Here is a 26,604-nt window from a genome sequence, read left to right as displayed (position 1 = left end):
CCAGGATGCCGTGCCCGAGTCCGTCCGGCTGACGCCGGGCGGCACGACCGCGAGGAACCGTGTGACCTTCACGCCGAGCGACCCCTCGACCAGCGCCACGGGCGTGATCGTGCCCCTCACGCAGGAGCCCGAGAACACCCCCCGACCCCGCCGCCGCCGAACCCTCGTCGCGGGCGTCGCGGCCGCCGCGATCCTCGTCGCGGGCGGCGCCGTCGTCGCCCAGGCCCACAAGACGGTCACACTCGACGTCGACGGTCAGGTCACGCGCGTGACCACGTTCGCCGGGTCGGTCGACAGCCTGCTGCGCGCCCAGGGCGTGCGTGTGGGTGAGCGCGACGCCGTCACGCCGGGGGTCGGCGCCCGGCTGCGGGACGGCGGCGACGTCGTCGTGCGCTACGGCCACGAGTTGACCATCGACGCCGACGGCGCGAAGACCACCGCATGGGTCGCGGCGCTCGACGCCGACGACGCGCTGCGGCGGCTGGCCGCGCGCGGCGACGACGTGCGCCTGGTCGCCTCGCGCTCGGGCGATCGCCTCGCGCTGCCACTGCGGCTCGACGCCGACGGCGGCCCCGTCGCCGTCGTCGCCGACGGGCAGACCCAGACCGTGCGTGACTCCGGTGGCGGCGTGGCCGGTGTGCTGGAGCGCGCCGGGGTGAGCGTGGACGACGACGACCTCGTGAGCGTCGTGGACGCGGGCGTGGTCGGAGCCTCGGGCGCCGGGGTCGCGGTGTGGGTCCAGCGCGTCGAGACCAAGGACGTCACCGAGACGTCGGCGATCGCGTTCCAGCGCGTCGAGCAGCAGGACCCGAAGCGGTACGCCGACCTCGCCCCGAAGGTGGTGCAGGCGGGTGTGGACGGCGCGCACACGCGCGTCGAGCGGGTCACGACGGTTGACGGCGAGGTGACCGAGCGCATGGTCGTCTCCGAGAGCGACGCGGCGCCCGTCGACGAGGTGGTCGCCGTGGGGACCAAGGAGCGGCCCGTCAAGCAGCCGACCGCCCCTGCCCCCGCCCCGGCGACGAGCTCGGGCGGATCGAGCGCTGCGGGATCAGCGCCGGCCCCCGCCCCCGCCGCCCCCGCGGGTGACGTGTGGGCCGCGCTCGCCCAGTGCGAGTCGGGTGGCCGCGTCGACGCCGTCTCCTCGAACGGGCTCTACTACGGCCTCTACCAGTTCACCGTCTCGACATGGCAGTCGGTCGGCGGCTCGGGGCTGCCCTCGCAGGCCTCCGCCGAGGAGCAGACGCAGCGCGCTCAGGCCCTGCAGGCCCGCTCGGGCTGGGGTCAGTGGCCCGCCTGCTCGCGCAAGCTCGGGCTCCTGTGACGCGCCTTCCCGTCGCTCATTGAGCCTCCGGGCGTCGCGTGGCGTTCGCCACGTTCAGGCTCCGAGATTTGGAGTTTGATAACGACTCGGTTACTTTCGAGTGTCGCGCATGCATCAGCCCCCGCTGGGGATCCACTCCCGGAGCCTTGAGCACCTCGCTCCCGGAGGCGTGCCGACCGACCCGGATCCCGGGTCGCGACCGCCGGATCGGCCGGTCGAGTCCGCACTGTGGCCCCCACCCCGGGGTCCGCGCGCGCCCACACGGCGCGCGGCGCGGAGGCCCACACCGGGCCCGTCGCTCGGCCCCCCGTGCCCGGAGAGCACGACGTCTGGACCCCAGTGAACAACGCAGCACCCGAGGCGATCGTCGCCACCGAGCCGACCGTCACCGCCACGCCGTCCGCCACCTCCGCCTCACCCAGCACCGCCGCCCGGCGTCGCCGCCGCCGGCTGCCCCTCATCGCGGGCCTCATGGCCGCCGCGCTCGCCGTCAGCGGCGGCGCCGTCGCCCTCGCCGACGCCCACAAGAGCGTCACGCTCGACGTCGACGGCCACCTCACCACAATCTCCACGTTCGCAGGCTCCGTGCAGAGCCTGCTCGACGCACAGGGCGTGCGCCTCGGCGCCCGCGACCTGGTCACCCCCGCAGCCGACAAGCCGCTCGCCGACGGCGCCGACGTCGTCGTGCGCTACGCCCGCGAGGTCACCGTGCAGGCCGACGGCAAGGAGTCCACCACCTGGGTCACCGCCCTCGACGCCGACGAGGCGCTCGCCGCGCTCGCGGCTCGCGGTGGGGACGTCGCCCTCGTCGCCTCGCGCTCGGGTGAGCGCGCGAGCCTCGCGCTGCGCCTCGACGCGAAGGGTCCGGTCGCGGTCGTCGCCGACGGCGCAGCCACCGTCGTGCCTGACGGCCGCAGCGGCGTCGACGCGGCGCTCGCCGCCGCGCACGTCACGCTCGGCGACCTCGACACGGTGCGCGTGGTCGACGTCGCGAGCCTGTCCGAGGACGACCTGAAGCAGGCGCGCGCCCAGGGCGCCACCGTCGCCGTCGTCGTCCAGCGCGTCGTGCGCCAGGACGTCACCACGCAGCACGCGGTGCCCTTCGAGACGCAGACCCAGGACGACGCGAACCTCTACCAGGGCGAGTCGAAGGTCACCCAGACCGGTCAGGACGGCGTGCGGACCGTCGTCGAGACGGTCGTGACCGTCGACGGCGTCGAGACCTCGCGTACCGTCGTGTCCGATGAGGTCACGACCGCCCCGGTGACCAAGATCGTCGCGCAGGGCACGAAGGAGCGCCCGAAGGCGCCCGTCGTGACCCCGACGGCGTCGGGGGCGGCCGCGGGGCCGGTCATGTCGGGATCGCCGCGCGCCATCGGCCAGGAGCTCGCGGCCGCGCGCGGCTGGTCGGGCGACCAGTGGCAGTGCCTCGACTCGCTCTTCCAGAAGGAGTCCGGCTGGAACCCCAGCGCGCAGAACCGCTCCTCGGGCGCCTACGGCATCCCGCAGGCGCTGCCCGGCTCCAAGATGGGCTCGGTCGCCGCCGACTGGCAGACCAACCCGGCCACGCAGATCACCTGGGGCCTGAACTACATCGCGGGCCGCTACGGCACGCCGTGCGCCGCGTGGGGCCACTCGCAGTCCACGGGCTGGTACTGACCCCTGCCGCGGTCGAGCCCGTCGAGACCCCCACTCGGTAGGCTCACCGCATGACAACCCCACCCTCAGGCGCTCTGCTCGGCCCCGCGGAGATCCGCGAGCTGGCAGGGCGTCTGGGCGTTCGGCCCACCAAGACGCTCGGGCAGAACTTCGTGCACGACGCCGGCACGGTCCGCAAGATCGTCCGCGCCGCGGGCGTGCGGCCGGGGCAGCGTGTCGTCGAGGTCGGGCCGGGCCTCGGGTCGCTGACCCTGGGGCTGCTGGAGGCGGGCGCCTCGGTCGTGGCGGTCGAGATCGACCCCGTGCTGGCCGGACAGATCGCCGCGACGGTCCAGGCCCACCTGCCCGGCGCCGACTTCGAGGTGGTGCTCGCCGACGCGCTCGACGTCACGTCGCTGCCGGGCCAGCCACCCACGGCGCTCGTGGCCAACCTGCCGTACAACGTCGCCGTGCCCGTCCTGCTGACGATGCTCGAGCGCTTCGACTCGCTGGAGACCGTCCTGGTCATGGTCCAGGCCGAGGTCGCCGACCGCATCGCGGCCGCCCCGGGCTCGAAGATCTACGGGGTGCCGTCGGTCAAGGCGGCCTGGTACGCGCGGGCCTGGCGCTCACTGACCGTGAGCCGCAACGTCTTTTGGCCCGCGCCCAATGTCGACTCGGCGCTCGTGGCGCTCGAACGGCGCGACCCGCCCCCGACCACTGCGACGCGCGCGCAGGTCTTCGCCGTCGTCGACGCCGCGTTCGCGCAGCGGCGCAAGACCCTGCGTGCGGCGCTGTCGGGTCTGTTCGGGTCGGGCGCCGCGGCCGAGGAGGCGCTGCGCGCGGCCGACGTCGACCCGGGGGCGCGCGGTGAGACGCTCGACGTCGCGCAGTTCGCGCGCGTCGCGGAGCAGTGGGCCGGGCGGCCCGCGCAGCGCGGCGGCGTGTCGCAGCCTGCGCACGACGGTGTGCGGCGCGTGCCGCCGCCTGGCACGGTGGACGCGTGAGTCGCCCCAGGATGTCGCCTCCCGTGCGGCTGACGGCCGCGCCGCCTCCCACGGCGCGGGTGCGCGCGCCCGGGAAGGTCAACCTGTCGCTGCGCGTCGGGCCCGTGCAGGACGACGGCTACCACCCGCTGGTGAGTGTGTTCCAGGCGGTCGCGCTGTACGAGGAGGTCACCGCGACCCAGGCCAGGCCGGGCAGCGGACTCTCGCTGACGGTCGACGGGCCGCAGGCGGTGCTCGTGCCGACCGACGAGACCAACCTCGCCTGGCGTGCGGCCCGGCTGCTCGCCGAGCACACCGGCGTCGAGGCCGACGTCGCGCTGCACGTGCGCAAGGGCGTGCCGGTCGCCGGGGGCATGGCCGGAGGGTCGGCCGACGCGGCCGCCGCGCTCGTGGCGTGCGATGCGCTGTGGGAGACGGGTGTGCCGCGCTCCGATCTGCTCGACCTCGCGGCGCGGCTGGGCTCCGACGTGCCGTTCTGCGTGCTCGGGCACACCGCCGTCGGGACGGGGCGCGGGCACCTGCTCACGCCCGCGATGACGCGCGGTGAGTTCCACTGGGTGTTCGGCGCCTCCGAGCGCGGACTGTCGACGCCCGCGGTGTACGCCCGGTTCGACGAGCTCACCCAGGGCGGGGCGGCGCCCGTCGGGCTCGACGACGACACCGCGCTCATGCAGGCGCTGCGCGCGGGCGACCCGACGGCCCTCGGCGCGGCGCTGCACAACGACCTGCAGGAGGCCGCGCTGTCGCTGCGCCCCGAGCTCGGGCGCACGCTCGACATCGCACGCGAGACGGGGGCGCTGGGCGCCATCGTCTCCGGGTCCGGTCCGACCGTCGCCGCGCTGGCCCGTTCGCGGCAGCACGCGCTGGCGATCGCGGCGACCTGGACGGCGGAGGGCGCGGCCGACGCCGTGTGGACGACGACGGGGCCCGCGGGCGGAGCGCGTCAGCTCACCTGAGCGACATCCCGGTGGTTGAGCCTGTCGAAACCACCATGAGCGGCCGTGGGGTGGTTTCGACAGGCTCAACCACCGGTGCGGGCTCAACCACCGGTGCGGGCTCGACCACCGGGGTGGGCTCAGCCACCGGCGGGGGCGTGCTCGTGGAGCCAGGCGAGCTGCGGGGCGAAGCGGTACGCCTGGCCGCCCTCATGGTCGTTGTAGGGGTACACGTCGATCCGCTTGTCGCCCGCCCACGCGTGGTAGGCGGCGAACACCGTCGACGGCGGGCAGGTGACGTCCATGAGCCCGACCGAGAACAGCGCCGGGCTGGTGGCGTGCCGCGCGAGCCCCGCGACGTCGAGGTAGGACAGCGTGCGCCACACGGCGGCCTCGATGGCGGGGTCGCGGCGCACCGACAGGTATTGCGTGATCTCGCCGTAGGGGCGTGAGTCCACGAGGCGCACCGCACGGCGGAAGTGCGACAGGAACGGCACGTCGGGCATGGCGGCCGCGACGGCGTCGCCGACCAGGGACAGCAGCGCCGCGACGGCGATCGTCCCGCCCCCGCCCTGGCTCACGCCGGTGACCGCGACGCGCGCGGGGTCGATCCCCGGGACCTGCCGCACGGCGTCGACGGCCCGCACGCCGTCGGTGTAGAAGCGGCGGTAGTAGTGGTCGTGCGGGTCCTCGATCCCGGAGGTCAGGAACCCGGCCACACCGGCGCCGCGGCCCACCGGGTCGGGCGTCTGCCCACCCGAGCCCCAGTGCGCGCCCTGCCCGCGCGTGTCCATGACCAGGTGCGCGACGCCGGCGGCCGCCCACCGCAGGTGCTCGTGCGGCAGCCCGCGCCCGCCGCCGTACCCGAGCAGCTCGACGACGGCGGGCAGCGGGCCGTGCGCGTCGGCGTCGTGGTGTGCGGGGCGCACGAGCCACGCCTTGATGGGGTGCCCCCCGAACCCGGGGAAGGTCACGTCGTCGACCACCACCGCGGCGAGCCCGGTATCGACCCGCTGCACGACGGGCGCGCCGCCCTGGGCGCGCGCCTGCGTGACCGTCGTCGTCCAGAACTCCACGAGGCCGTCGGGGCAGGCGATCTCGGGGGAGTACTGCTCGAGCTCGTCGAGCGGCAGGTCGAACTGGGCCATGGGCGTCCTTCCGTCGCGGTCTCGCCCGCGGGCGGGCGCCACCGGTGAGCGTAGCGACCGTGGGGGCGCGGCGCCCTCGCCGGCGCCGTCCCGCGCACCCGGCTCGCCGCACGGGTCCGTACCCTGGTCCGGTGGCACATCTGCTCGGGGCTGAGGCCCTACACCTGGAGTACCCGACGCGGGTCGTGTTCGACGCTGTGACGGTCGGAGTCGAAGAGGGCGACCGGATCGGGATCGTCGGTCGCAACGGTGACGGCAAGTCGAGCCTGATGGGCATGCTGGGCGGTCTGATCGAGCCGCAGGCCGGTCGCGTGACCCGGCGCGGCGGCGTGCGGTTCGGGATGCTGTCTCAGGGCGACGACCTCGACCCGGAGGCCACCGTCGGGCACTCGATCGTCGGCGATCGGCCCGAGCACGAGTGGGCCGGCGACGCCAAGGTGCGCGACGTGATCGGTGGGCTCGTCGCGGATCTGCCGTGGGACGCGCAGATCGGCGCGCTCAGTGGCGGGCAGCGGCGCCGGGTGGCGCTCGCCGTGCTGCTGGTGGGCGAGTGGGACGTGATCGCTCTGGACGAGCCGACGAACCATCTCGACGTCGAGGGCATCGCCTGGCTCGCCGAGCATGTCAAGAGCCGTTGGGCGAAGGACTCCGGCGCCCTGCTGGTCGTGACGCACGACCGCTGGTTCCTCGACGAGGTCTGCACCGAGACCTGGGAGGTGCACAGCGGGACCGTGGAGCCCTTCGAGGGCGGCTACGCGGCCTACGTGCTCCAGCGCGTCGAGCGGGATCGGATGAACGCCGCGACCGAGGCCAAGCGGCAGAACCTCATGCGCAAGGAGCTGGCGTGGCTGCGCCGCGGAGCCCCCGCCCGCACGTCCAAGCCGAAGTTCCGCATCGACGCCGCCAACCAGCTCATTGAAGACGTGCCGCCGGTGCGCAACCCCATCGAGCTGCAGCGGCTCGCGGTCGCACGTCTGGGCAAAGACGTGATCGACCTGGAGGACGCGAGCGTGCGCTATGGGGATCGCGAGGTGCTGCGGGAGGTGACCTGGCGGATCGCTCCGGGCGAGCGGACCGGGATTCTCGGGGCGAACGGCAGCGGCAAGTCCACGCTGCTGGGCCTGATCGCCGGAACGGTGCAACCCGCCTCGGGCCGGGTCAAACGCGGCAAGACGGTACGGCTCGGAATGCTGGACCAGCAGTTCTCCCAGCTCGCGGACATCCGCGCCGACCGGGTGCGCGAGGTCCTGGCGCGCACCAAGACGACGTTCATGGTCGACGGCAAGGACCTGACGCCGGCGCAGTTGCTGGAGCGTCTCGGGTTCGCCCGCGAACACCTCTCCGCCCGTGTCGGGGAGTTGTCGGGAGGCCAGAAGCGGCGCCTGCAGCTCCTGCTCCTGCTGTTGAGCGAACCGAATCTCATCGCTCTCGATGAGCCGACGAACGACGTGGACGCGGACATGCTGGCCGCGATGGAGGACCTGCTGGACTCGTGGCCGGGGACGCTGATCGTCGTCTCCCATGACCGCTACCTGCTGGAACGGGTCACCGACCAGCAGTACGCGATCGTCGACGGGCGCCTGCGACACCTGCCCGGAGGGGTGGAGGAGTACCTGCGGCTCAGACGCGAGCAGCCGTCACCGCGCACCGGCACTCCGGTCACCCCGACCGGCACTCCGGTCACCCCGACCGGCACTCCGGTCACCCCGACCGGCGCGGGCGCCTCCGGGCTCTCCGGCTCCGATCGACGCACCGCGCAGAAGGAGGTCGCGTCGATCGAACGTCGTCTCGACAAGCTGCACACCGAGGTGAGCACACTGCATCAACGCATGGCCGAGCACGAGCAAGGCGACTACGAGGGCCTGCAGAGGCTGGCGGACCAACTGCGCGCCGTCGAGGGTGAGACCGCCGAACTTGAGGAGCGCTGGCTGGAGCTGTCCGACCTGATCGGCTAAAGCCTCTCGCCCGATGGGCTAGCGTCCGGGTCGTGGCTCGCAGACGCACCCCGCAAACCGTCGCGTTCGACCTCATACCCGACGACGAGGTCGATGGGAGCCTCGCCGACCACCTGGCGCCCGCCGGATCGGCGCCCAGGTTGCGCGACCGCATCGCCTCCCACCTCATCGAACCCCGTCCCTCGCGGCGGCGCCCGCGTGCGGTGCGCGTCGCGGTGGCGACGGCGGCGGTGGCCGTGGTCGCGGGGATGCTCGCGGCCGACCTGCCCGCGTCGGAGCGGACCGCCGGTCTCGCGGGGGCGCCCGGCGCCGTCGCCGACCTGAGCCGCGCGCCCCGCGAGCGCTGGAGCCTTCCGTTGGGCAACCCGGTCCCGGTGGCGCTCATGGACGGTCTGCTGGTGGTGTCCGAGGCCTCGGCGCGGGACGCGGCGGAGGGCGGGATCACGCTGCTGGGCGTGCGCCCGCGCGACGGCGCGGTGCGCTGGAGGACGCATCTGCCCACGGTGTGGGGATGTGACAGCGCCGTCCGGGCGTCGTCGGCGGTCGCGCTGACGTACGACGCGGTCGACCGCGTGGTGTGCGAGGGGTCGTCGGGCGTCGTCGTGGTGGGCCCGGGCGGCGAGATCCTCACGCAGCGGGCCCCAGAGCCGAGCGACGGGTTCGTCGTCACGATCCCTGGGCCGGATGCGAGCCGCGTCCACTTCGCCACGGCCCCCGTGGACGCTGCGACGTTGACGCCGGGCGCTGCGCCGAGCGACGTCTCACCGCTGAGCGACCACGCCGACGTGGGCGACGGGCCATGGACGCTCGCCGAGGCCGTCACCATGCCCGACCTGCGCATCTGGCGCGAGGACGCGGCCACCGGCACGGTGCTGTGGGAGCGGACGGAGCCGGGGGAGCGCTTGGCCGCCGGGAGCGAGATCACCAACGGGTCGTGCGTCTCGACCGACGAGCAGGGGCGCGCGCACCTGGCGGGTGGCGCCTCCCTCAGCACGGGAGGCGACCGGGTCTGGGCCCAGACGTGCAGCCTCGACGTGGCCCTCGACCTGCGCACCGGCGAGGTCCTGGCCACACGCTCTCCCTTTGCGGCGGACAGCGCGCTGTGGCCGCCCGTGCAACCGCTGACGGGCGGTCGCTACGCGGTGGCGCAGACCGAGTCCGCCGCCGCCGACGACGGCCCGTGGGACGTGTTCTCGGACTACGGCGCCCTGCTCGGGCGGGTGCGGGGCCGTCCGGGTGACGCGTGGGTCGCCGACGCGGCGGCGCCGAGCCTCCTGTTCGCCGGGTCGCCTCGGTCGCTCGTCGCGTATCGCGCGGCGGACGGGTCCGTGGCGTGGACGGCGCCGCGCGAGTCGCTGGGGGTGCTTGCGCAGGTCCACGGCGTCGTCGTGCTTCAGACCGCCGACGCCATGGTGGGCCTCGACGCGGCGACGGGCGCGACGCGATGGACGCGGCCGCTCGCGGATGGGCAGGGGGCGGGGCTCGTCGTCGAGTCGGTCCTCACCGACGGTGATCGCCTCGTCGTCGTGACGCGGACGGGCGACGGCGGTGGCGTGCTGGACGCCGAGCGGGTGTGGGCGGCATACGACGTGACGAACGGGAAGCCGCAGTGGACGACGACGCTGCGTGGCGCGGCGGCGTTCGTCGTCGGCGAGAGGCTGTACTCCACCGACGATTCGCACCTGGTCGCGCTGGGCTGAGCGCCGGGGTCGTGCGCCACCGCGACAGCGCGTCCCTCGGCCGTTATATTAAACAAACGTAGAAAAACCGTCCCGGAGGCGTCGATGCGTGGACATCCGACTCGCACTCGCAGGCCGCTGGGACCGGGCGGGCCGATGGTGCCGCCGCTCGGGCTCGGGACGTGCTCCAGCTGGGACCGGCTGCCTCAGGACGAGCGGGTCGCCGTGGTCTTCCGCGCGGTCGAGTCCGGCGCAGGGCTCTTCGACGTCGCGTGCTGCGACGCGGGACGGCATGCGCGGCACTCGTCGGGCGACATCATCTTCGGGGCCGCGCTGTGGGCGGCCGGGATCGACCGCGACGACGTCGTGGTGTGCGGGGGCGCCCGGCTGCGCGACTGGCCGCGCCGCAGCCTGCGCGAGCAGGTCGAGGTGAGCCTCGAACGCGTCGGCCTGGAGCGGTTCGACGCCGTCGTGCTCGACGACTACGACGAGCCGCCCGACGTGCGCGCGGTGGTGACCGGCGTCGCGGCGCTGGTGGACGCCGGACTCGTCGGCTCGTGGGGCGTGTTCGGGTGGCCCGCCGCCGACACGCTCGCTGCGCTCGACGTCGCCGCGCTCGACGGACTGACGCCGCCGACCTTCGTCCGGCTCGCCTACGGCGTCATGCGCCGCGCGGTCGCCGAAGGGGAGCCGTACGCCGACCTCTTCCGCGCGGGCACGCTCGGGCTGCAGGCCGTCGGCGCCCTGGAGGGCGGTGTGCTCGCCGGCGGCCTCCCGCGGCGGCGGGTCGGCGCCGCGGGTCGGGCGGACCGGCGGATCGCCGAGGTGCGCGCCGTCCTGGAGGCGCACGCCCGCCAGGCCGATGTGACCCCCGCGCAACTCGCGATCGCCTTCGCCCTCGCCTACGCCCCGACCCGCAACGTGCTGTTCGCGGCCTCGCGGCTCGCCCACGTCGAGGCCAACCTCGCGGCGATCCGGCTCGCCGCCGATCACGGCCCGTGGGTGCGCGACGCCCTCGACGGCCTCGCGTTGGACGACGACGTCGGCGGGCCCCCGGGCTCATGACCGGGACGCCGCCCCCGGGTCGCGACCCGCACGTCGGCGGCGGTGTCACATCTTGCGACGCGCGCGGCTCAGGGCGCCGACGTGCGAGTACGGTGGCCACGGCCGCCGACGGCACGGGTCGGCGTGCCGTGTCGGGAGCGGAGGGAGTCCGCGGATGCCCAAGATCATCGACCATGACGAGCGCCGACGGGAGATCGTCGCGGTCGCGCGGCGGCTCATCCTCCGCGGCGGGTTCCACGCCGCGACCATGCGGTCGATCGCGGCCGAGGCCGGCTTCGCGAATGGCGCCCTCAAGCACTACTTCGCGAGCAAGGAGGCCATCGTCGTCGCGACGTTCGAGTCGATCATCGGCGAGATGACCGCGGCCATGCGCGCGCCCGACTCGCCGGACGAGGTCGACCCGCTCCACCGCTTCCTGCACGTGCCGCTGCCGGCGACCGCGCAGCAGGTCGCGACGGGACGTGTGCTCCTCGCGCTGTGGGAGTACGCGATGACGAACGCGGAGGTCGCGCAGGTGTACGGGCGGTTCCTCGACTTTTGGCGGGGATCGTGCGTCGAGCGGCTGCAGTCCGCCCGCGCGGTCGGCGACATCACGGCCGACCCGCCCTACGACGTCGTGGTCGACGAGTACATGACGGTCGTCATCGGCGCCGTGATCGTGAACCTCATGCACCCGCACGGCGAGCGCGTCGAGAGATACCACGCCTACGTGGACGCGCTGCTGACGCGCCTGAGGTGATCGCGGGCGTCAGCGTGTCGCGACCGCCATCGCGGCGCCCATGACGCCGAGCGTCGCCAGGACGCCGACGAGCGGCACGGTCCAGCCGCCCGTGGCGGTGTGCGCGGCGCCGAGCGCCGTCGGGGCCAGCGACGCGCACGCGTACCCGACCGTCTGCACCACGGCTGACGCGCGCCGCGCCGCTGCGACGCTCGGCGCCCGCTGCGCGATGAGCGTGAAGATCACCGTGAAGTTGCCGCCCTGCGCGGCGCCCGCCAGCGCGATCCACGCCAGGGCCGCGCCCGGCGCCAGCAGCATCCCGGCCGGCAGCACGAGCCAGGCCGCCGTCATCACCAGCGACACCGCCCGCAGCGGCACGCGGCGCGAGAGCGCGAGCGGCACGCCCAGCGAGCCCGCGACCGCGCAGAGCTGGAAGGGCGCCGCGAGGCCACCCGCGGCGCCGTCGCCCAACCCGAGCCGCGCGTGCAGGATCTCCGGCAGCCACGCCGTCACGGCGTAGTAGGAGGACGCCTGGCCCGCGAAGGCGACGCACAGCAGCACCACGAGCACGGCCATGGGCCGCCCGAGCCGTGCCGACTCACCGCCGGGCGGGGACGCCGTGATCGGCGCCGGCGCGTCGGTCGCGCCCGCCTGCGCCATCGTCGCGCGGGCCCACACCGCGAGCGCGGCGACGGCGAGCACGCCCCACCCGGCCAGCGCCCACTGCCAGCCCCAGAGGGCCGCGAGCGGGACGGTCGCCGTGGTCGTCAGCGCCGAGCCGAGGTTCATCGCGGCCGAGTACGCGCCCGTGACGGCGGCGGTGCGCGAGCGGAAGTCGCGCGCGATCACCACGGGCACCGCGACGTTGCCGATCGTGATGCCGGCGCCCAGCACGGCCGTGCCCGCGAGCGCCGCGGGCAGGGAGCCCGCCGAGCGCACCGCCTGCCCCGCCAGCACCCCGACGACGGCGAGCAGGACGGCGCGCTCGGCGCCTGCCCGGGCCACGAGCGCGGCGGCCGGCGGCGTCAGCAGGGCGAAGCACAGCACAGGCACGCTCGTGAGCACGCCCGCCTGGGCGGGCGTGAGCGACAGGGCGCCGGAGACCTGGGCGACGACGGGCGGCAGCGACGTCAGCGGGGCGCGCAGGTTGAGGGCGACGAGCAGCAGCGCCACCAGCAGGAACGCGCCGCCGGGAGCCGCGCGGCGCGCTGCAATCGTTCTCCTGGCGGGCACCGGCCCACGGTACCCGCCAGCGCGCGGCGGGGCGGTCAGGTCAGCCCGGGTGGGTGTCGAACGGGGCGATCGCCTCACGCAGCAGGTCCGCGAGGTCGGCGCGGTGGTCGGCCGAGACCGCCGCGAGCATCCCCGCCTCGTGCGTGAGCAGGTCGGTCAGCGCGGCGTCGACGCGCGCCCGCCCCCCGGGAGTCAGGCGCACGACGACGCCGCGCCGGTCGTCGGGGGAGCGGTGCCGCTCGACCAGGCCGCGTCCCTCCAGCCGGTCGATGCGGTTGGTCATGGTGCCGCTGGTGACCAGGGTCGCGGTCACCAGCGCGCCGGGCGACAGCTCGTAGGGGTCGCCCGCGCGCCGCAGCGCCGACAGGACGTCGAACTCCCAGGTGTCCAGGTCGTGGGCCGTGAAGGCGACGCGGCGCGCGCGGTCGAGGTGGCGCGCCAAGCGCGTGACGCGCGAGAACACCTCCAGCGGCTCGACGGCGAGGTCGGGTCGCTCGCGCCGCCAGTCGGCGACGATGCGGTCGACCTCGTCGAGCGGTCGGGCCGGGGCTTCGTCGGGCCCGGCGCCGGGTGCGGCAGCCTCCATGGCGTGAGCCTAACGCCGATCTCTCGACATCAAGACTCTTGAGGCCGATCGATCACGGGCTCAGGCGCGCAGCGCGTCCTTGAGCCGCACGCGCGCGCCCGTGCGCAGCACCGCGTTGGCGTAGATCCGGCCCGAGAGCCAGATGAGCAGCGGCACCACCGCCAGGGCGAGCGCGAGCGCGACGAACGGCTCCCACAGCGGCGCCGTGCCGAGTGCGAGGCGCATGGGCATGAGGAACGGCGACAGCAGTGGGATGAACGACAGGGTCCGGGCCAGCGCGTTCGCGGGGTCCCACGGCAGCACGCTGATGCCGTAGATGTAGGGCAGCAGCATGAGCATGGTCACGGGCGTGATGACCGAGCTCACCTCCTCCTGCCGCGAGACGAGCGCGGCCAACGCGGCGAGCACGAACGCGTAGGTCACGAACCCGACCAGGAACCACACGAGCGCCCACACCAGGGTCGGTCCGACGCGCAGCCCCGAGGTGTCGAGCAGCCCGGTCGCCGAGCTTGCGATCGCGGCGGCGCCCACCGTGACGGCGACCTGGATCAGGCCGACCAGCCCGATGCCCGCGACCTTGCCCGCCATGAGGTGTGACGGGCGCACCGTGGCCAGCAGCAGCTCGACGACGCGCGAGGTCTTCTCCTCGACGACGCCCTGTGCGACGAGCTGCGAGCACATCATGAGCGCCATGAACATGACGATGCCGACCAGGTAGCCCGCGATGACCTGCGTCAGGTCGCGCTCGACCGGTGGGTCGAGCGCGTCCACCTGGACGCCGGCCTGCCCGACGGCGGCCGCGACCGTCGTCGGGTCGCCGCCCAGCGCAGTGATCTGGGCGGTCAGGGCCTGTTGGCGGGCGAGCCCGTCGAGCACGGGCGCGAGCCGCGCGTTGAGCTCCCGGTCGACGACCGTGGTCAGCGAGCCGCCGTCGGCCGGCACGATCAGCGCGTCCAGGTCGCCGTCGCGCACCTGCCGCTCACCTGCGGCGCGGTCGGTGACGGTCGTGACCGTCGCGTCGAGGCCCGCCGCGTCGAGCGCCTGCTCGACGGCGGTCGCGGTGGTCTGGTCGGTCGCGCCGACCGCGACGGTCGAGCCGCCGCCTGCGGTCGCGTGCGCGACCAGAATGCCCGCGACGACCGCGACGACCAGCAGCGCCGTCGTGATCAGGTACGAGCGCTGCCGCATGCGCGTGCTCACCTCGCGTTGGGCGATGAGCCACGTGGCGCGCGCGGGGCTCAGGCCGACGACCGGGCTGAGCCCGCGGGGGTCCGCGCCGGCGGCGAGCGGCGAGGGAGCGGTCATCAGGCGGCCTCCTCGGACGCGACGACGTGGCGGAACAGGTCGGTCAGCGACGGTCGGGCCGGGGCGAACTCGCGCACGGGCCCGGCCGCGAGCGCCGCGCGCAGCACCTCCTGGCCGTCACCTGCGGGCGTCTCGACGACGGTGCGCGCGCCGTCGCGCGCCAGCACACGGGCGCCGGGCGCCTGCGCCACCCACAGGGCGTCGGGCGGCCCGTCGACCACCCAGCGCGGCCGGTCGGTGGTGCGCAGCTCGTCGATCGAGCCGGTGGCGACCATGCGGCCCGTCTTGATGATGCCCACGCGGTCGCACAGCCGCTCGACCAGGTCGAGCTGGTGGGAGGAGAAGATGACCGGCACCCCGGCGTCGGCCCGCTCGCGCAGCACGCCGCTCATGACGTCGACGGCGACGGGGTCGAGGCCCGAGAACGGCTCGTCGAGCACCAGCAGGTCGGGGTCGTGCACCAGCGCGGCGGCGAGCTGGACGCGCTGCTGGTTGCCGAGCGAGAGCTTCTGGACCTCGTCGCCCAGCCGCTCGGCGACCCCGAGCGTCTCGGCCCACCGCTGCGCCGAGGCTTTTGCGGCCGGGGCCGTGAGCCCGTGCAGGCGGGCGAGGTATTCGAGCTGGTCGCGCACACGCATACGCGGGTACAGGCCGCGCTCCTCGGGCATGTACCCGATGCGGCGGCGGTCGTCGAGCGTGATCGGGCGTCCGCCCCAGCGCACCTGCCCCGCGTCCGCGGACAGCACGCCCAGCACGATGCGCATCGCCGTCGTCTTGCCGGCGCCGTTGGAGCCGACGAAGCCGAAGATCTCGCCCGCCGCGACGGTGAAGGTCGCTCCGTCGAGCGCGACCCGGCCGGCGTAGGACTTGCTGAGGCTCTCGATGTCGAGGGAGGTCACGAGACGATCCTGCCTCAGGCCCGCGCGGCCCGCGGTTTGGTGAGCTCGGGCTTCTTCTCCATGCCCTTGAGCCCGTTCCAGGCCAGGTTGACCAGGTGCGCGGCGACCTGCGCCTTGGCGGGGGAGCGCGCGTCGAGCCAGTACTGCCCCGTCAGGGCGATCATCCCCACCAGCATCTGCGCGTACAGGGGCGCGGTGCGCGCCTCCAGGCCGTTGGCCTTGAACTGGGCGACGAGCAGGTGCTCGACCTGGGTGGCGACGTCGCCGATGAGCGAGGAGAACGTCCCGGTCGCCTGCGCGACGGGCGAGTCGCGCACGAGGATGCGGAACCCGTCCTCGTGCGCCTCGATGTAGTCGAGCAGGGCGAGCGAGGCGCGCTCGACGAGCACCTTGGGGTGCGCGCTCTCGGTGAGCGAGCCGATGAGCGCACCGGTCAGCGCCTGCACCTCGCGGTCGACGACGACGGCGTACAGGCCCTCCTTGCCCCCGAAGTGCTCGTAGACCACGGGTTTGGACACCTCGGCGCGCGAGGCGATCTCCTCGACGCTGGCGCCCTCGAAGCCCTTCTCGGCGAACAGGCCGCGACCGACGGCCAGCAGCTGCTCGCGGCGCTCGCTGGCCGTCATGCGGGCGCGCGGCGACCTGGTCGCTCGGCGGGAGTCGCGGGGCTCGGTGGGCATGGGGGCCATTGTGCCCGGTCGCGGCGCGCGCCAGGCGGTGACGTCGCCTCGGCCTGTCGGGACCCTGCGCGTGGCGTCCGGCCAGACGTCACGCGCACCCGCGTGCGACCCACCCCCGGCGACCTGGCAGACTTGCCCGGGACGTGCGACCGTGACCGCACGGGCGCCCGCTGTGCGGCGCCCCTGAGGTTGGGCCGCGTCCGATCCGCCTTGGTGTAATCGGCAGCACAGGGGTTTTTGGTGCCCTTGGTCCAGGTTCGAGTCCTGGGGGCGGAGCCCGTGCCTCGAGTGCCCCCGCGGCTCGAGCAGGTCCGAGCAGGAAGGTCCCCGGTGTCGACCGAAACCCCCGCAACCCCGGCCTCACCCACGGCCGTCGTCATCCTGGCGGCAGGCCAGGGCACTCGCATGAAGTCGGCGCTGCCGAAGGTGCTGCACGCCGTCGGCGGGCGCTCCCTGCTCGGTCACGCGATCGCCGCGGGCCGTGAGCTCGCGCCCACCCACCTCGCCGTCGTGGTGCGCCACGAGCGCGACCTGGTCGAGGCCGAGGCGCTGCGGGTCGACCCCGCCGCCGTCGTCGTCGACCAGGACGAGGTGCCCGGCACCGGCCGGGCGGCGCAGGTCGGGCTCGAGGCGCTCGACGCCGTCGTCGGTGAGGGCGGCCTGACCGGCTCGGTCATCGTCATGGCGTCCGACGTGCCGCTGCTCGACGGGGCCACGCTGGGCCAGCTCGTCGCGACCCACCACGCCGACGGGAACGCGGTCACGGTCCTGACCACGGTGGTCGACGACGCGACGGGCTACGGGCGCATCGTGCGCGAGGACGGCACGGGCGACGTGGTGGCCATCGTCGAGCACAAGGACGCGACCGAGGCCCAGCGCGAGGTGCGCGAGATCAACGCCTCCATCTTCGTCTTCGACGCCGACGTGCTGCGCCGCGGCCTGGCGTCGCTCACCAGCGACAACGCTCAGGGCGAGCGCTACCTGACCGACGTCGTCGCCTTCGCGCGCGCCCACGGCCGCACGGTGCGCGCCGTCATCGCCGACGACCCGATCACGGTCGAGGGCGCCAACGACCGCCTCGCGCTGTCAGTGCTCGGCGCCGAGCTCAACCGCCGCACCCTGGAGCGCTGGATGCTCGACGGCGTCACCGTCGTCGACCCGGGCAGCACCTGGGTCGACGTCGACGTCGAGCTGGCGCCCGACGTCACGCTCCTGCCGGGCACCCAGCTCCACGGCGCCACGCGCGTCGAGCAGGGCGCCACCATCGGCCCCGACACCACGCTGACCGACGTCGAGGTGGGGCAGGGCGCGAGCGTCGTGCGCACCCACGGGTCCTTGGCGGTCATCGGCGCGGGCGCCAGCGTGGGCCCGTTCGCGTTCCTGCGCCCGGGCGCCGAGCTGGGCGTCAAGGGCAAGATCGGCACGTTCGTCGAGGTCAAGAACTCCCAGATCGGCGCCGGATCGAAGGTGCCGCACCTGACCTACCTCGGTGACGCCACGATCGGGGAGCACACCAACGTGGGCGCCGCCTCGGTCACCGTCAACTACGACGGTGTCAACAAGCACCGCACCGTCATCGGCTCGCACGCCCGCACCGGCGCCGACAACATGTTCGTGGCCCCCGTCACGGTGGGCGACGGCGCGTACACCGCGGCGGGCTCGGTCATCACGCGCGACGTGCCGGCGGGCGCCCTGGGCGTCGGCCGCGCGCAGCAGCGCAACATCGAGGGCTGGGTCGAGCGCAAGCGGCCCGGCACGGCCTCCGCCCAGGCGGCAGCCGCCGCCAGCCCGGCTGCGCCGACGCCCGACGCGCACGAGAATGCCCGCACCAGCCACGCCGAGCCGAGCGAGGGAAACCGCTGATGAACAAGTCGATCCACGGCACGGCCGATCGCGAGCTCGTGCTGGCCACGGGCCGCGCGCACACCGAGCTCGCCGACGCGGTCGCCACAGAGCTCGACATCGCGCTCCTGCCGGTCTCGGCCTACGACTTCGCCAACAGCGAGACCTACGTCCGGTTCGGCGAGTCGATCCGTGGCACCGACATCTTCCTCATCCAGTCCCACACCGCGCCGGTCAACCAGTGGCTCATGGAGCAGCTGCTCATGGTCGACGCCGCCAAGCGCGCCTCGGCCCACCGCATCACGGTCGTGGCGCCGTTCTTCGCCTACGCGCGCCAGGACAAGAAGTCGCGCGGCCGTGAGCCGATCTCGGCGCGCCTGGTCGCCGACCTGCTCAAGACCGCCGGCGCCGACCGCATCATGAGCGTCGACCTGCACACCCCGCAGATCCAGGGCTTCTTCGACGGCCCCGTCGACCACCTGTGGGCCATGCCCGTGCTGACCGACTACGTGCGCACGCGCGTCGACCTGGACAACGTCGCGGTCGTCTCGCCCGACGCCGGCCGCATCCGCGTCGCCGAGCAGTGGGCCGCCAAGCTGGGCGGGGCGCCGCTGGCGTTCGTGCACAAGACGCGGGACGTGACCCAGCCCAACAAGTCGCACGCCAACCGCGTGGTCGGCGAGGTCGAGGGCATGGAGTGCGTGCTGGTCGACGACCTCATCGACACCGGCGGCACGATCGCCGAGGCCGTCAAGGTGATCCTCGACGCGGGCGCCAAGTCCGTGGTCGTCGCCGCGACGCACGGCGTGCTGTCGGCCCCCGCCGCCCAGCGCCTGCACGAGTGCGGCGCGGCCGAGGTGGTCATCACCGACACGCTGCCCATCGAGCCGGCCAAGCGCTTCGCCGAGCTCACCGTGCTGTCGATCGCGCCGCTGCTGGCGCGCGCGATCCGCGAGGTGTTCGACGACGGGTCGGTCACGAGCCTGTTCGACGGCAACTCCTGATCCGGCCGCGCCCGCGATGGCCGGGCGCGACCGAGCCGTCAGGGCGCGGAGCGCCTGGCTTGACCCGCGGGCGCGCGCTGAGAGAACGTGGGCCGAGCCCGAGGGAGGGTCCGTGTCCGTCACCGTGGTGGTCCCCACATACAACGAGGGGCCCAACGTCGCCGAGCTGGTGCGCCGGCTCGGCCAGGTGCTGCGCGATGGCGCCGACGTCGTCTTCGTCGACGACTCGGATGACGACACCCCCGCCGTGATCGCCCAGGTCGCCGCCGACGCGGCGCTGCCCGTGCGGCTGATCCACCGCGAGGTCCCCGTCGGCGGACTCAGCGGCGCGGTGGTCGAGGGGCTGCGCGCCGCGCAGGAGGCTGGGGCCGAGTGGGCCGTGGTCATGGACGGCGACCTGCAGCACCCGCCCGAGTTGGTGCCGGCGCTGCTGGAGCGCGGGCGGGCCGACGGCGCCGACGTCGTCGTCGCCTCGCGGTACACCGGGTCAGGGGACGCCGGCGGGCTCGACGGCCCCGGACGGCGGCTCGTGTCGCGGGCCTCCGGGCTGCTCGCCCGCTCGATGTTCCCCGTGCGGCTGCGCAACGTGACCGACCCCATGACCGGCTTCTTCGCCGTGCGCACGGACCGGATCGACACCGCCGAGCTACGCCCGCGCGGGTTCAAGATCCTGCTGGAGATCCTCGCGCGCACCCGGCTCGACGTCGTCGAGGAGCCGTTCGTGTTCGGCGAGCGGTTCGCGGGGCGGTCCAAAGCGTCGCTGTCCAACGGGCTGCGCTACGTGCAGCAGCTGTGGGCGCTGCGCTTCGGGCGCCTGTCGCCGTTCGCGGTGATCGGCGCGCTGGGCGCCGTGCTCAACCTCGCGATCCTGGCCGGATTGCAGGCCGCGGGCCTGCACTACCTGCCCGCCGTGATCGTCTCGAACGTGGTCACGATCGTGACCAACTTCTTGCTCCAAGAGCGGTTCGTCTTCGGCGACCTGCGGCACGAGGGCGGCAGCGTCTGGCGGCGCTTCACGCAGTCCTTCGCCTTCAACGGCACCGAGGCGCTGGTGCGAACCCTGCTGCTGTGGTGGATCGTCGAGCAGGCGGCGCCACACCCCGAACTGGTCCAGGCGGCGCTCATCCTGCTCGCGTTCGTGGTCCGCTTCGTGTTCCACGCCCAGGTCGTCTACCGCCCGGCCCGCACGGCGCCCGCGCCCGCGTTCGACGCGATGCCCTCGCTCACGCCGCTGCGCCGCGAGCCGGAGGACCGCTGACCGGCCACCCGGCGGACCTGAGGCCGTCGAGGGTCGCCTGTGCCTGCTCGGCCGTCAGGTCCAGCCGCCGGACCGTCGCGGTGAGCCGCGCGACCGTCTCGCCGCTCGCGGCGTCGGGGCGGCCGTGGTGGCCCACACGCAGCAGCGTGAGCGCGAGGTCGTAGCGGGCCGGTGAGTCCGGCAGCGTGGTCGCCAGGCGGGCCGCCTCGACCATGACCTTGGCTTCGAGCGGTGTCACGGCGAGGTAGCCGACCAGGTCCTGCCAGGCCAGGCGCGCGATGCGCTCGGCGGACTCCAGCCCCAGCGCCCGCAGTCGCCCCGCGTGGTCCGCCAGCGGCGCCATGGCCAGGACGTCGGGGAGCGGTGGGACGGCCAGGACCTGCCGAAATGCGCCGGACCTGACGACCGCCGCCATCACCGGATCCTGCTCCAGCCAGTCCCGGTTGTCCGCGAGCGCGAAGGACTGCCGCAGGTGGCGCACCGCGACCGCGATGTCCACTCCCGGGGTCGTCGCGGCCCAGCACGCCAGGTTGTAGGCGCCCGTCGGCGTGCGCGCCGGCTCGTCGTCGGTGGGCAGGGTGTCGCGCCCGGTGACCGCGGCCCACGACTGGGTGAGGCTGGTGAGCGTGGCCGCCTGGTCCGTCCCGGCCGGGACGGAGGCGAGCGCGTGCCGCGCCCGCAGGACCATGCCGAGCGAGGCGTCCGCGAGCTCGGCGACCAGGTGCGCGTTGCGGCGCCGCCCGGCGCCGTGGCGACGGGCCTGCTGGGCCAGCGCCTGCCAGAGCGTGACCACGCTCGCCACGACGGACTGGTCGATGACGGTGCCGTCGGTCCCACGGGCGAACGCCAGGTTGATCGCGGTCGCCGCCCGGTTGTAGAGCAGCCGCAGCCGCAGCCCCTCGAACCCGCGCGGCGCCCGGCCGCCCGCCGTCGCCGCGCTCCTGGGCCGCAGCGGCGCCGAGGACCGGAGGGCGAGCTGGTCGAGCACCTGGTCGATCCACGCCAGGTACGCCTCCAGCTCCCGGGCCTGCGCGGCGCGCTCGCCGACGGCGTTGCCGAGCGCCACCTGCGCGAGCCAGTTCTCGGGATCGGCCTCGGTCGCGTGGGCCAGGAGAGTCCTGCGCGCGTCGGCGTCCCCGCTCAGATCGGTCGTGGCGATGTAGTAGCGAGCGAGCGAGCGCGCGTCGCTCGCGCCGCACAGCCCCTCGAACCCGGTGTGGTGCTCGGCGAGCGTCGTGACCACGGTCGCGGCGGCCGCGCGCATCAGGTCCGCCTGGTCGGCCAGGTGCTGCGCGATGCCGAAGCCGACCAGCGCGGAACGTTCGTAGGTCGCGCTCGTCGCCGTGCGCCCGTTGCGCGTCACGACGACGGACAGCGCCCCGTCGCCGCCCTCCTCGACGCGGACTTGCCACGGCGCCGTGCCGGACAGCCACTGGGCGGCAGTCGCGACCGCCTTGAGGGCCACGTTGGCCGGCAGTTCGGCGAGCGCCGCGCCGCCGAGCCGGTCGACGTCGGCGCCGCGCGGCACATGTGTTCCGGCCGAGGGGCGGCCCGCCAGGTCGCCCAGCAGGGCCACCAGTCGGGTGGCGCCGGTGGCGGGGTCGCCGTCTGGCCGCTCGCCGTCACCGTCGCGGCGGACCTCGACCACGAGCCGCAGCCGTGTGGCCAGCAGCGTCGCCACGAGCAGCACCGCGAGCGCGCACGCGGTCAGCCCGAGCCACAGCGCCGGCGCCCGGGCGATGGTGAGCCCGGCCACGACGAGCCCGAGGGCTCCCGCGCTGGCCGACCATGCGGGGGTGCGCCGCCTCCGGTTGAGGGAGTGCGGCGTGCGCCGTCGTACGGCGTTGGTCACCGCGACGGCGGCGGCCGTCACCCCGGTCGCGCACAGCGCCCACCGCAGCGCCTGGGTCGGCCCCGTCCAGGAGTCCGGCGCGCGCACGCCGGAGGTGGCCATCGTGACGCCGAGGCCCAGCACGAGGGTTCCGGCGATCGCAGCGACCACACCCGCGGCGCCGACGGCGAGGCGCTCCGGCTCACGCAGCACCGGCCAGTGAAGCGTCACGGGGGCGAGGAGCCGGGCCGCCAGCAGCACAGCCGCGAGCGCGCAGACGAAGGCGAGCGCAGGGGCGCCGAGCGGCCGTGCGCCGTCGGCGAGCGTCTGCCACCACCCGTGGGCGGAGTCGGCCGCGGCGTGCACCGGCAGATGGGCCAGCGCCTGCGTCCGCAGGTCCGCGGCCGAGCGGCCCGCGAGCGCCGAGACGGCGTCGGCGTCCAGGGCGAGAGCCTGTGTCGCCCGGTCGAGCGACTCGTCCCACGACTCGTCGGCGCCGGAGTAGGGGGCCACGCCGCCCGGCTGCCAGACGTAGGCGGAGTCCGCGAGGTCGGCGGCGCGGTCGATGGCCGAGAGCGCGGCGTCCCGTTCGGCAAGGCAGGCCGCGGGTGGCGTCGGCGCCGCGAGGCGGGGTGCGCGGGCGTCGAGGTAGTCGAGCGCCCGGGTCGGACGTGCGTCGGCCGTCGCGGCGGCCGCGACGGCGCACCGGGGGTCGGGCGCCGCGGCGGCGCCGGGAGCCAGGGCCGTGGCGACGGCGAGCGCGAGGCTCGCTCCCGCGACGATGAGGCTCACGACGACGGCCGCGCCCACCGCCTGGATCCGGTCGCGCATGTCCGACCTCCAGCCCGCGCGCGGAGGATGCTCGCGCGCCCCAGGGTCAGCGTCGCACCCTGGTCGCCGGTCGCCAGCCGGAGCCGGGTGAAGTGCGGGCGTGCCGCAGGGGCGTCATGGCGCGCACCGCGGTTTCCCGCAACGCCGCTCGGCGGGTACAGTAAGCAGGTTGCCTCGGCGAGGGACGCTCGGCGGGCCGCGGGAGACCGCGACGCACCGTGAGTGTCCGTGATCGACTGGGCGGTCCAGCACGGTGCTGCGCACCAGCGCCGCCGTGCCCCGCGCGCGTCCCTCACGGATCTCGCGCCGACGCAGCCGCCCACACGTACAGAACTTCCGCTGGCGCCCCCAGCGGCACCACCAGCGAATCGTCAGGAGTAGTCCCCATGGCTGAGATCAAGCTCGTCGCCGAGGCCCGCACCGAGTTCGGCAAGGGCGCCGCCCGCCGCATCCGCCGCGAGGACAAGATCCCCGCGGTCCTCTACGGCCACGGCGCGGCCCCGGTTCACGTGACCCTCCCGGGTCACGAGACGACGCTGTCGCTGCGCCAGTCGAACGCCCTGTTCTCGATCGAGCTCGACGGCAAGGCCCAGCTCGCCGTCGCCAAGGACGTGCAGCGCGACCCGGTCCGCAACATCGTCGAGCACATCGACCTGCTCGTGGTGAAGGCCGGCGAGAAGATCGCCGTCGAGGTCCCCGTCGTCGTCGTGGGTGAGCCGGCCCCCGGCGCGATCCACCTCGTCGAGGCCCAGACCCTGTCGCTGGAGGCCGAGGCCACGCACCTGCCCCAGTCGATCGAGGTCTCGATCGAGGGCATGGCGGCCGGCACGGTCGTCACGGCCGGCGACGTCACGCTGCCCACCGGCGTCTCGCTGCTGACCGACGCCGAGCACATTGTCGTCGCCGTCGCCGAGCCGCAGGGCGAGCGCGCCGAGGACGAGGGCGAGGCCGCCGAGGGCGAGGCCGCCGCCGAGTGAGCTGACGCTCCGACGAGCTGACGCGAGGGCGCCCGGTACCGTTCGGTCCCGGGCGCCCTCGCGCGTTCCCCCATCCACGCGCCGACGCCCGTCGGTGATCCCGGTCCTGGAGGCGAAGTGACCGACAACCCCTGGCTCGTCGTCGGGCTCGGCAACCCCGGGCCGCAGTACGCGGGCAACCGGCACAACGTGGGCCAGATGGTGCTCGACCTGCTGGCCGAGCGTGTCGGGACGCGCTACTCGCGGCACACCCGCGCCCAGGCCGTCGTCGGCGAGGGGCGGCTCGGCACGCTGCCCGGGGGGCGGCCTGGACCGCGCGTCGTGCTGGCCAAGCCGTCGACGTACATGAACGTCTCGGGCGGCCCGGTCGCGACCCTCGCGAAGTACTACGGCGTCGAGCCCGACCACGTGCTGGTGGTCCACGACGAGGTGGACATCCCGTTCGACACCCTCAAGCTCAAGATCGGCGGCGGCGAGGGCGGCCACAACGGCCTGCGCGACATCTCCAAAGCACTCGGCACCAGGGACTACGTGCGCGTGCGCGTCGGGGTGGGGCGCCCGCCGGGACGCATGGACACCGCCGACTACGTGCTCAAGGACTTCTCGGCCACCGAGCGCAAGGACCTGCCGATCCTGGTGGACGACGCGGCCGACGCCGTCGAGCTGGTGATCACTGACGGTCTTCTTGTGGCACAAGGGCGGTACCACACCAAGGCCGACCGGTAGCATCCGACCCATGAGCGAGACTGACCCGTACGCACCGCGCCCCGAGCAGCCGTATGGGCAGGCGCCCGCGCCCGAGCCCACAGTGGGAGCGTCGGGGTCCCCGGCGCCGGGCGATCCCGCCGCGGCGGGCGCCTACGGGGCGGGTGCGTACGGCGCACACCCCTACGGCGGCTACGGGCAAGGCTCCTCCGGGCCGGATCCGTACGCCGCGAACCAGGCAGGACAGCAGCCCTACGGCGCCGCGCAGTACGGCTACGCGACCCCCGCGCAGTACCCGCAGCCCGCCTACGGCTACGCGGCCGGCCCCGGCACGGACGGGCTCGCGGTCTCGTCGCTGGTGTGCGGTGTCCTCGGCCTGACGGTCGTGCCCTTCGTGGCCAGCATCGTCGCGCTCGTGCTCGGCCTGATGAGCCTGAGCCGGCTCAAGACCAGCGGACAGAACGGCCGCGGCCTGGCGATCGGCGGGGTCGTGCTCGGGGTGATCGGGTTGTTCTTCCTGCTGGTGGTGATCGTCGGGCTCATCGCGTTCACGGGCCTGGCGGCGACACGGGACTTCGGCGTCGCCGTCTAGCGTCCTCCCATCGCCTCGGCCAGGGGATGCACGCCAACGCACTGGAGCAGATCACCCGGTGACCTGCCTGATCAGCGGCGGTGAGCCGGTCGCGAGTCGCTACGATGAGCGCGTTCGTGGACGGCCGGACCGAAGCGGGTGGGTTGTGAGCACCATGGCCAAACGGGGACCAGGACGATGGGTGGCCCGGCTCCGAGGCCGAACGCCGCAGTACCTCATTCGGTATGCGGCGGTTCGCCTGTTCCACCGAGTCGACGCCGCCTCGATCCTGTTCCCTGCGCTGGAGCGGGACCTCGCTGACTCCGTGAGCATCCGGCCCACAGCGATGCCGCGCCGCGCGGCGGGGGCTCGCCCCCAGGTCGCCTGGGTGGTCCAGCCGCCCAGCGCGGGCTCCGGGGGGCACACCACACTGTTCCGCATGGCCGCAGCGGCCGCCCGCGCAGGATGTGACGTGACGGTGCTGCTCTACGACCTCCACGGCGGCGACATGGACCGCCACGCCGCCGTCATCCGGCGCCACTGGCCCTGGCTGCCAGCGCAGATCAAGCCGGTGCCCGAGGAGATCTCTGGCTTTGACGCCGTCGTCGCGTCCAACTGGGCGTCGGCGCATGTGATCGCCACCCGGGCCGTGGAGGGTCGACGCCTCTACTTCATCCAGGACTACGAGCCGTTCTTCTACCCGCGCGGCAGCGAGTACGCCTTCGCCGAGGACTCCTACCGGTTCGGCTTCCGCAACCTCGCCCTGGGCCGAATGGTCCACGAGGTGCTGCGTGACGAGCTCGGCGTCGACAGTGATCTGGTCCCCTTCGGGCTGGACGCGCAGACGTATCGCCTGGAGCCCACGGGCCGCCCGCGCGACGGCGTCGTGTGGTACGCGCGCCGTGGCAGCGATCGCCGCGGCTACCGGCACGCGGTCCGCGCCCTCGAGCTCTTCAACGCCCGACACCCAGACGTCCCGATCCACGTCTACGGTGACGTCATCTCCGGCCTGCCGTTCCCTGTCGTCAACCACGGCAGCGTGCGGCCGAGCGACCTCAACACCCTGTACAACGGTGTCGTCGCAGGGCTCACCCTGTCGTTCACCAACGTCTCGCTCGTCCCCGAGGAGATGCTGGCGGCGGGCGTCATCCCCGTGGTCAACGAGGATCGGTACGCCCGGATCGTGCTGGACAACCCGCACGTCGTCTGGGCGCAGGCGACGCCCGGGGCGCTGGCGAACGCGCTCAGCGAGGTCGTGACCGCGGCGCATCGCGCCGACCGGGCGATCGCCGCCGCGGGGAGCGTGACGGGAAGGTCGTGGCATGAGGCCGAGGGCGCCGTCGCCCGCATCCTGACCGAGGAAGTGGGCACCGTCGTCGGCGCGCCCGACTGAGCCTCCCCCAGGAATTCACC

Annotated in this window: 22 protein-coding genes and 1 tRNA gene; 16 read left to right on the top strand and 7 right to left on the bottom strand. The window is 74.3% G+C overall.

The window, feature by feature from the left end:
- Positions 1 to 10: 10 nt before the first annotated feature.
- The 4 genes from EV386_RS10920 (at position 11) to EV386_RS10905 (ending at position 4,925) form a co-directional block, all read left to right on the top strand.
- Positions 11 to 1,324: a resuscitation-promoting factor gene (locus EV386_RS10920; protein ID WP_242607922.1), complete on the top strand. Its 1,314-nt coding sequence runs from the start codon at positions 11 to 13 to the stop codon at positions 1,322 to 1,324.
- A gap of 228 nt (positions 1,325 to 1,552) precedes the next feature.
- Complete coding sequence (locus EV386_RS10915; protein ID WP_242607921.1) at positions 1,553 to 2,983, top strand: aggregation-promoting factor C-terminal-like domain-containing protein; 1,431 nt, start codon at positions 1,553 to 1,555, stop codon at positions 2,981 to 2,983.
- Between the two features lie 50 nt (positions 2,984 to 3,033).
- Entirely contained in the window at positions 3,034 to 3,969 is a 936-nt protein-coding gene (rsmA, locus tag EV386_RS10910) for a 16S rRNA (adenine(1518)-N(6)/adenine(1519)-N(6))-dimethyltransferase RsmA (RefSeq protein WP_130414918.1), read from the top strand.
- An 11-nt stretch (positions 3,970 to 3,980) separates the two neighbouring features.
- Positions 3,981 to 4,925: a 4-(cytidine 5'-diphospho)-2-C-methyl-D-erythritol kinase gene (locus EV386_RS10905; protein WP_130416886.1), complete on the top strand. Its 945-nt coding sequence runs from the start codon at positions 3,981 to 3,983 to the stop codon at positions 4,923 to 4,925.
- A 119-nt stretch (positions 4,926 to 5,044) separates the two neighbouring features.
- On the opposite strand, the gene EV386_RS10895 is transcribed toward EV386_RS10905, so the two are convergent.
- On the bottom strand, positions 5,045 to 6,052 hold the full coding sequence (locus EV386_RS10895; RefSeq protein ID WP_130414916.1) for an acetylxylan esterase: 1,008 nt from the start codon (positions 6,050 to 6,052) through the stop codon (positions 5,045 to 5,047).
- Between the two features lie 131 nt (positions 6,053 to 6,183).
- Here EV386_RS10895 and EV386_RS10890 point away from each other — a divergent pair, with 131 nt between their 5' ends.
- The 4 genes from EV386_RS10890 to EV386_RS10875 all read left to right on the top strand — a co-directional run bounded on the left by EV386_RS10890 (position 6,184) and on the right by EV386_RS10875 (position 11,490).
- Positions 6,184 to 8,007 (top strand): ABC-F family ATP-binding cassette domain-containing protein, encoded by a 1,824-nt coding sequence (locus EV386_RS10890; RefSeq protein ID WP_130414914.1) that lies wholly within the window; start codon positions 6,184 to 6,186, stop codon positions 8,005 to 8,007.
- 32 nt (positions 8,008 to 8,039) lie between these two features.
- Complete coding sequence (locus EV386_RS10885) at positions 8,040 to 9,707, top strand: outer membrane protein assembly factor BamB family protein (protein ID WP_130414912.1); 1,668 nt, start codon at positions 8,040 to 8,042, stop codon at positions 9,705 to 9,707.
- Positions 9,708 to 9,842: 135 nt separating this feature from the next.
- On the top strand, positions 9,843 to 10,751 hold the full coding sequence (locus tag EV386_RS10880; RefSeq protein ID WP_165399896.1) for an aldo/keto reductase: 909 nt from the start codon (positions 9,843 to 9,845) through the stop codon (positions 10,749 to 10,751).
- A 154-nt stretch (positions 10,752 to 10,905) separates the two neighbouring features.
- The gene (locus EV386_RS10875) at positions 10,906 to 11,490 is read left to right on the top strand and encodes a TetR/AcrR family transcriptional regulator (RefSeq protein ID WP_130414908.1); all 585 of its coding nucleotides are present in this window, start codon (positions 10,906 to 10,908) and stop codon (positions 11,488 to 11,490) included.
- A 9-nt stretch (positions 11,491 to 11,499) separates the two neighbouring features.
- Here EV386_RS10875 and EV386_RS10870 read toward each other — a convergent pair whose 3' ends face one another.
- From EV386_RS10870 to EV386_RS10850, 5 genes are read right to left on the bottom strand one after another with little or no spacing between them, the layout of a single operon-like run.
- Positions 11,500 to 12,702 (bottom strand): MFS transporter, encoded by a 1,203-nt coding sequence (locus EV386_RS10870; protein ID WP_242607920.1) that lies wholly within the window; start codon positions 12,700 to 12,702, stop codon positions 11,500 to 11,502.
- A gap of 40 nt (positions 12,703 to 12,742) precedes the next feature.
- A complete protein-coding gene (locus EV386_RS10865) occupies positions 12,743 to 13,288 on the bottom strand; it encodes a MarR family winged helix-turn-helix transcriptional regulator (protein ID WP_130414906.1) in 546 nt (181 codons plus the stop codon).
- A gap of 60 nt (positions 13,289 to 13,348) precedes the next feature.
- Positions 13,349 to 14,593, bottom strand: a complete 1,245-nt coding sequence (locus tag EV386_RS10860; RefSeq protein ID WP_130414904.1) for an ABC transporter permease — start codon at positions 14,591 to 14,593, stop codon at positions 13,349 to 13,351.
- Complete coding sequence (locus EV386_RS10855) at positions 14,593 to 15,492, bottom strand: ABC transporter ATP-binding protein (RefSeq protein WP_130414902.1); 900 nt, start codon at positions 15,490 to 15,492, stop codon at positions 14,593 to 14,595. Before EV386_RS10855 ends, EV386_RS10860 begins: the two co-directional genes overlap by 1 nt.
- Before the next feature lie 14 nt (positions 15,493 to 15,506).
- Positions 15,507 to 16,172: a TetR/AcrR family transcriptional regulator gene (locus EV386_RS10850; RefSeq protein WP_423218974.1), complete on the bottom strand. Its 666-nt coding sequence runs from the start codon at positions 16,170 to 16,172 to the stop codon at positions 15,507 to 15,509.
- Positions 16,173 to 16,376: 204 nt separating this feature from the next.
- Between EV386_RS10850 and EV386_RS10845 the strand changes: the two genes are divergently transcribed.
- The 4 genes from EV386_RS10845 (at position 16,377) to EV386_RS10830 (ending at position 20,276) form a co-directional block, all read left to right on the top strand.
- Positions 16,377 to 16,448: transfer RNA gene (locus EV386_RS10845), tRNA-Gln, on the top strand.
- A 54-nt stretch (positions 16,449 to 16,502) separates the two neighbouring features.
- The gene (gene glmU, locus EV386_RS10840; RefSeq protein WP_130414900.1) at positions 16,503 to 18,035 is read left to right on the top strand and encodes a bifunctional UDP-N-acetylglucosamine diphosphorylase/glucosamine-1-phosphate N-acetyltransferase GlmU; all 1,533 of its coding nucleotides are present in this window, start codon (positions 16,503 to 16,505) and stop codon (positions 18,033 to 18,035) included.
- Positions 18,035 to 19,018, top strand: a complete 984-nt coding sequence (locus EV386_RS10835) for a ribose-phosphate diphosphokinase (protein WP_130414898.1) — start codon at positions 18,035 to 18,037, stop codon at positions 19,016 to 19,018. Before glmU ends, EV386_RS10835 begins: the two co-directional genes overlap by 1 nt.
- A gap of 112 nt (positions 19,019 to 19,130) precedes the next feature.
- Complete coding sequence (locus EV386_RS10830) at positions 19,131 to 20,276, top strand: glycosyltransferase (protein WP_130414896.1); 1,146 nt, start codon at positions 19,131 to 19,133, stop codon at positions 20,274 to 20,276.
- On the opposite strand, the gene EV386_RS10825 is transcribed toward EV386_RS10830, so the two are convergent.
- Positions 20,242 to 22,938, bottom strand: a complete 2,697-nt coding sequence (locus tag EV386_RS10825; RefSeq protein ID WP_130414894.1) for a hypothetical protein — start codon at positions 22,936 to 22,938, stop codon at positions 20,242 to 20,244. The two genes, EV386_RS10830 and EV386_RS10825, sit on opposite strands and share 35 nt — an antisense overlap.
- A 386-nt stretch (positions 22,939 to 23,324) precedes the next feature.
- Between EV386_RS10825 and EV386_RS10820 the strand changes: the two genes are divergently transcribed.
- The 4 genes from EV386_RS10820 (at position 23,325) to EV386_RS10805 (ending at position 26,584) form a co-directional block, all read left to right on the top strand.
- On the top strand, positions 23,325 to 23,915 hold the full coding sequence (locus EV386_RS10820; RefSeq protein WP_130414892.1) for a 50S ribosomal protein L25/general stress protein Ctc: 591 nt from the start codon (positions 23,325 to 23,327) through the stop codon (positions 23,913 to 23,915).
- Positions 23,916 to 24,032: 117 nt separating this feature from the next.
- Complete coding sequence (gene pth / locus EV386_RS10815; RefSeq protein ID WP_130414890.1) at positions 24,033 to 24,641, top strand: aminoacyl-tRNA hydrolase; 609 nt, start codon at positions 24,033 to 24,035, stop codon at positions 24,639 to 24,641.
- 10 nt (positions 24,642 to 24,651) lie between these two features.
- On the top strand, positions 24,652 to 25,212 hold the full coding sequence (locus EV386_RS10810) for a DUF4190 domain-containing protein (RefSeq protein WP_130414888.1): 561 nt from the start codon (positions 24,652 to 24,654) through the stop codon (positions 25,210 to 25,212).
- A 181-nt stretch (positions 25,213 to 25,393) separates the two neighbouring features.
- On the top strand, positions 25,394 to 26,584 hold the full coding sequence (locus EV386_RS10805; RefSeq protein WP_130414886.1) for a rhamnosyltransferase WsaF family glycosyltransferase: 1,191 nt from the start codon (positions 25,394 to 25,396) through the stop codon (positions 26,582 to 26,584).
- Positions 26,585 to 26,604: the final 20 nt, after the last annotated feature.

Origin of the sequence: Xylanimonas ulmi, from assembly GCF_004216535.1 — a bacterium.
Classification (GTDB): Bacteria; Actinomycetota; Actinomycetes; order Actinomycetales; family Cellulomonadaceae; genus Xylanimonas; species Xylanimonas ulmi.
This window is presented reverse-complemented; position numbering and strand designations above follow the sequence as displayed.

What these genes read in the sequence shown, in the direction of transcription:
- rsmA (WP_130414918.1), top strand. Translation starts at nt 3,034, where the DNA reads ATGACAACCCCACCCTCAGGCGCTCTGCTCGGCCCCGCGGAGATCCGC.
- EV386_RS10905 (WP_130416886.1), top strand. Translation starts at nt 3,981, where the DNA reads ATGTCGCCTCCCGTGCGGCTGACGGCCGCGCCGCCTCCCACGGCGCGG.
- EV386_RS10895 (WP_130414916.1), bottom strand. Translation starts at nt 6,052, where the DNA reads ATGGCCCAGTTCGACCTGCCGCTCGACGAGCTCGAGCAGTACTCCCCC.
- EV386_RS10880 (WP_165399896.1), top strand. Translation starts at nt 9,843, where the DNA reads ATGGTGCCGCCGCTCGGGCTCGGGACGTGCTCCAGCTGGGACCGGCTG.
- EV386_RS10875 (WP_130414908.1), top strand. Translation starts at nt 10,906, where the DNA reads ATGCCCAAGATCATCGACCATGACGAGCGCCGACGGGAGATCGTCGCG.
- EV386_RS10865 (WP_130414906.1), bottom strand. Translation starts at nt 13,288, where the DNA reads ATGGAGGCTGCCGCACCCGGCGCCGGGCCCGACGAAGCCCCGGCCCGA.
- EV386_RS10860 (WP_130414904.1), bottom strand. Translation starts at nt 14,593, where the DNA reads ATGACCGCTCCCTCGCCGCTCGCCGCCGGCGCGGACCCCCGCGGGCTC.
- EV386_RS10850 (WP_423218974.1), bottom strand. Translation starts at nt 16,172, where the DNA reads ATGCCCACCGAGCCCCGCGACTCCCGCCGAGCGACCAGGTCGCCGCGC.
- EV386_RS10835 (WP_130414898.1), top strand. Translation starts at nt 18,035, where the DNA reads ATGAACAAGTCGATCCACGGCACGGCCGATCGCGAGCTCGTGCTGGCC.
- EV386_RS10825 (WP_130414894.1), bottom strand. Translation starts at nt 22,938, where the DNA reads ATGCGCGACCGGATCCAGGCGGTGGGCGCGGCCGTCGTCGTGAGCCTC.
- EV386_RS10820 (WP_130414892.1), top strand. Translation starts at nt 23,325, where the DNA reads ATGGCTGAGATCAAGCTCGTCGCCGAGGCCCGCACCGAGTTCGGCAAG.
- EV386_RS10810 (WP_130414888.1), top strand. Translation starts at nt 24,652, where the DNA reads ATGAGCGAGACTGACCCGTACGCACCGCGCCCCGAGCAGCCGTATGGG.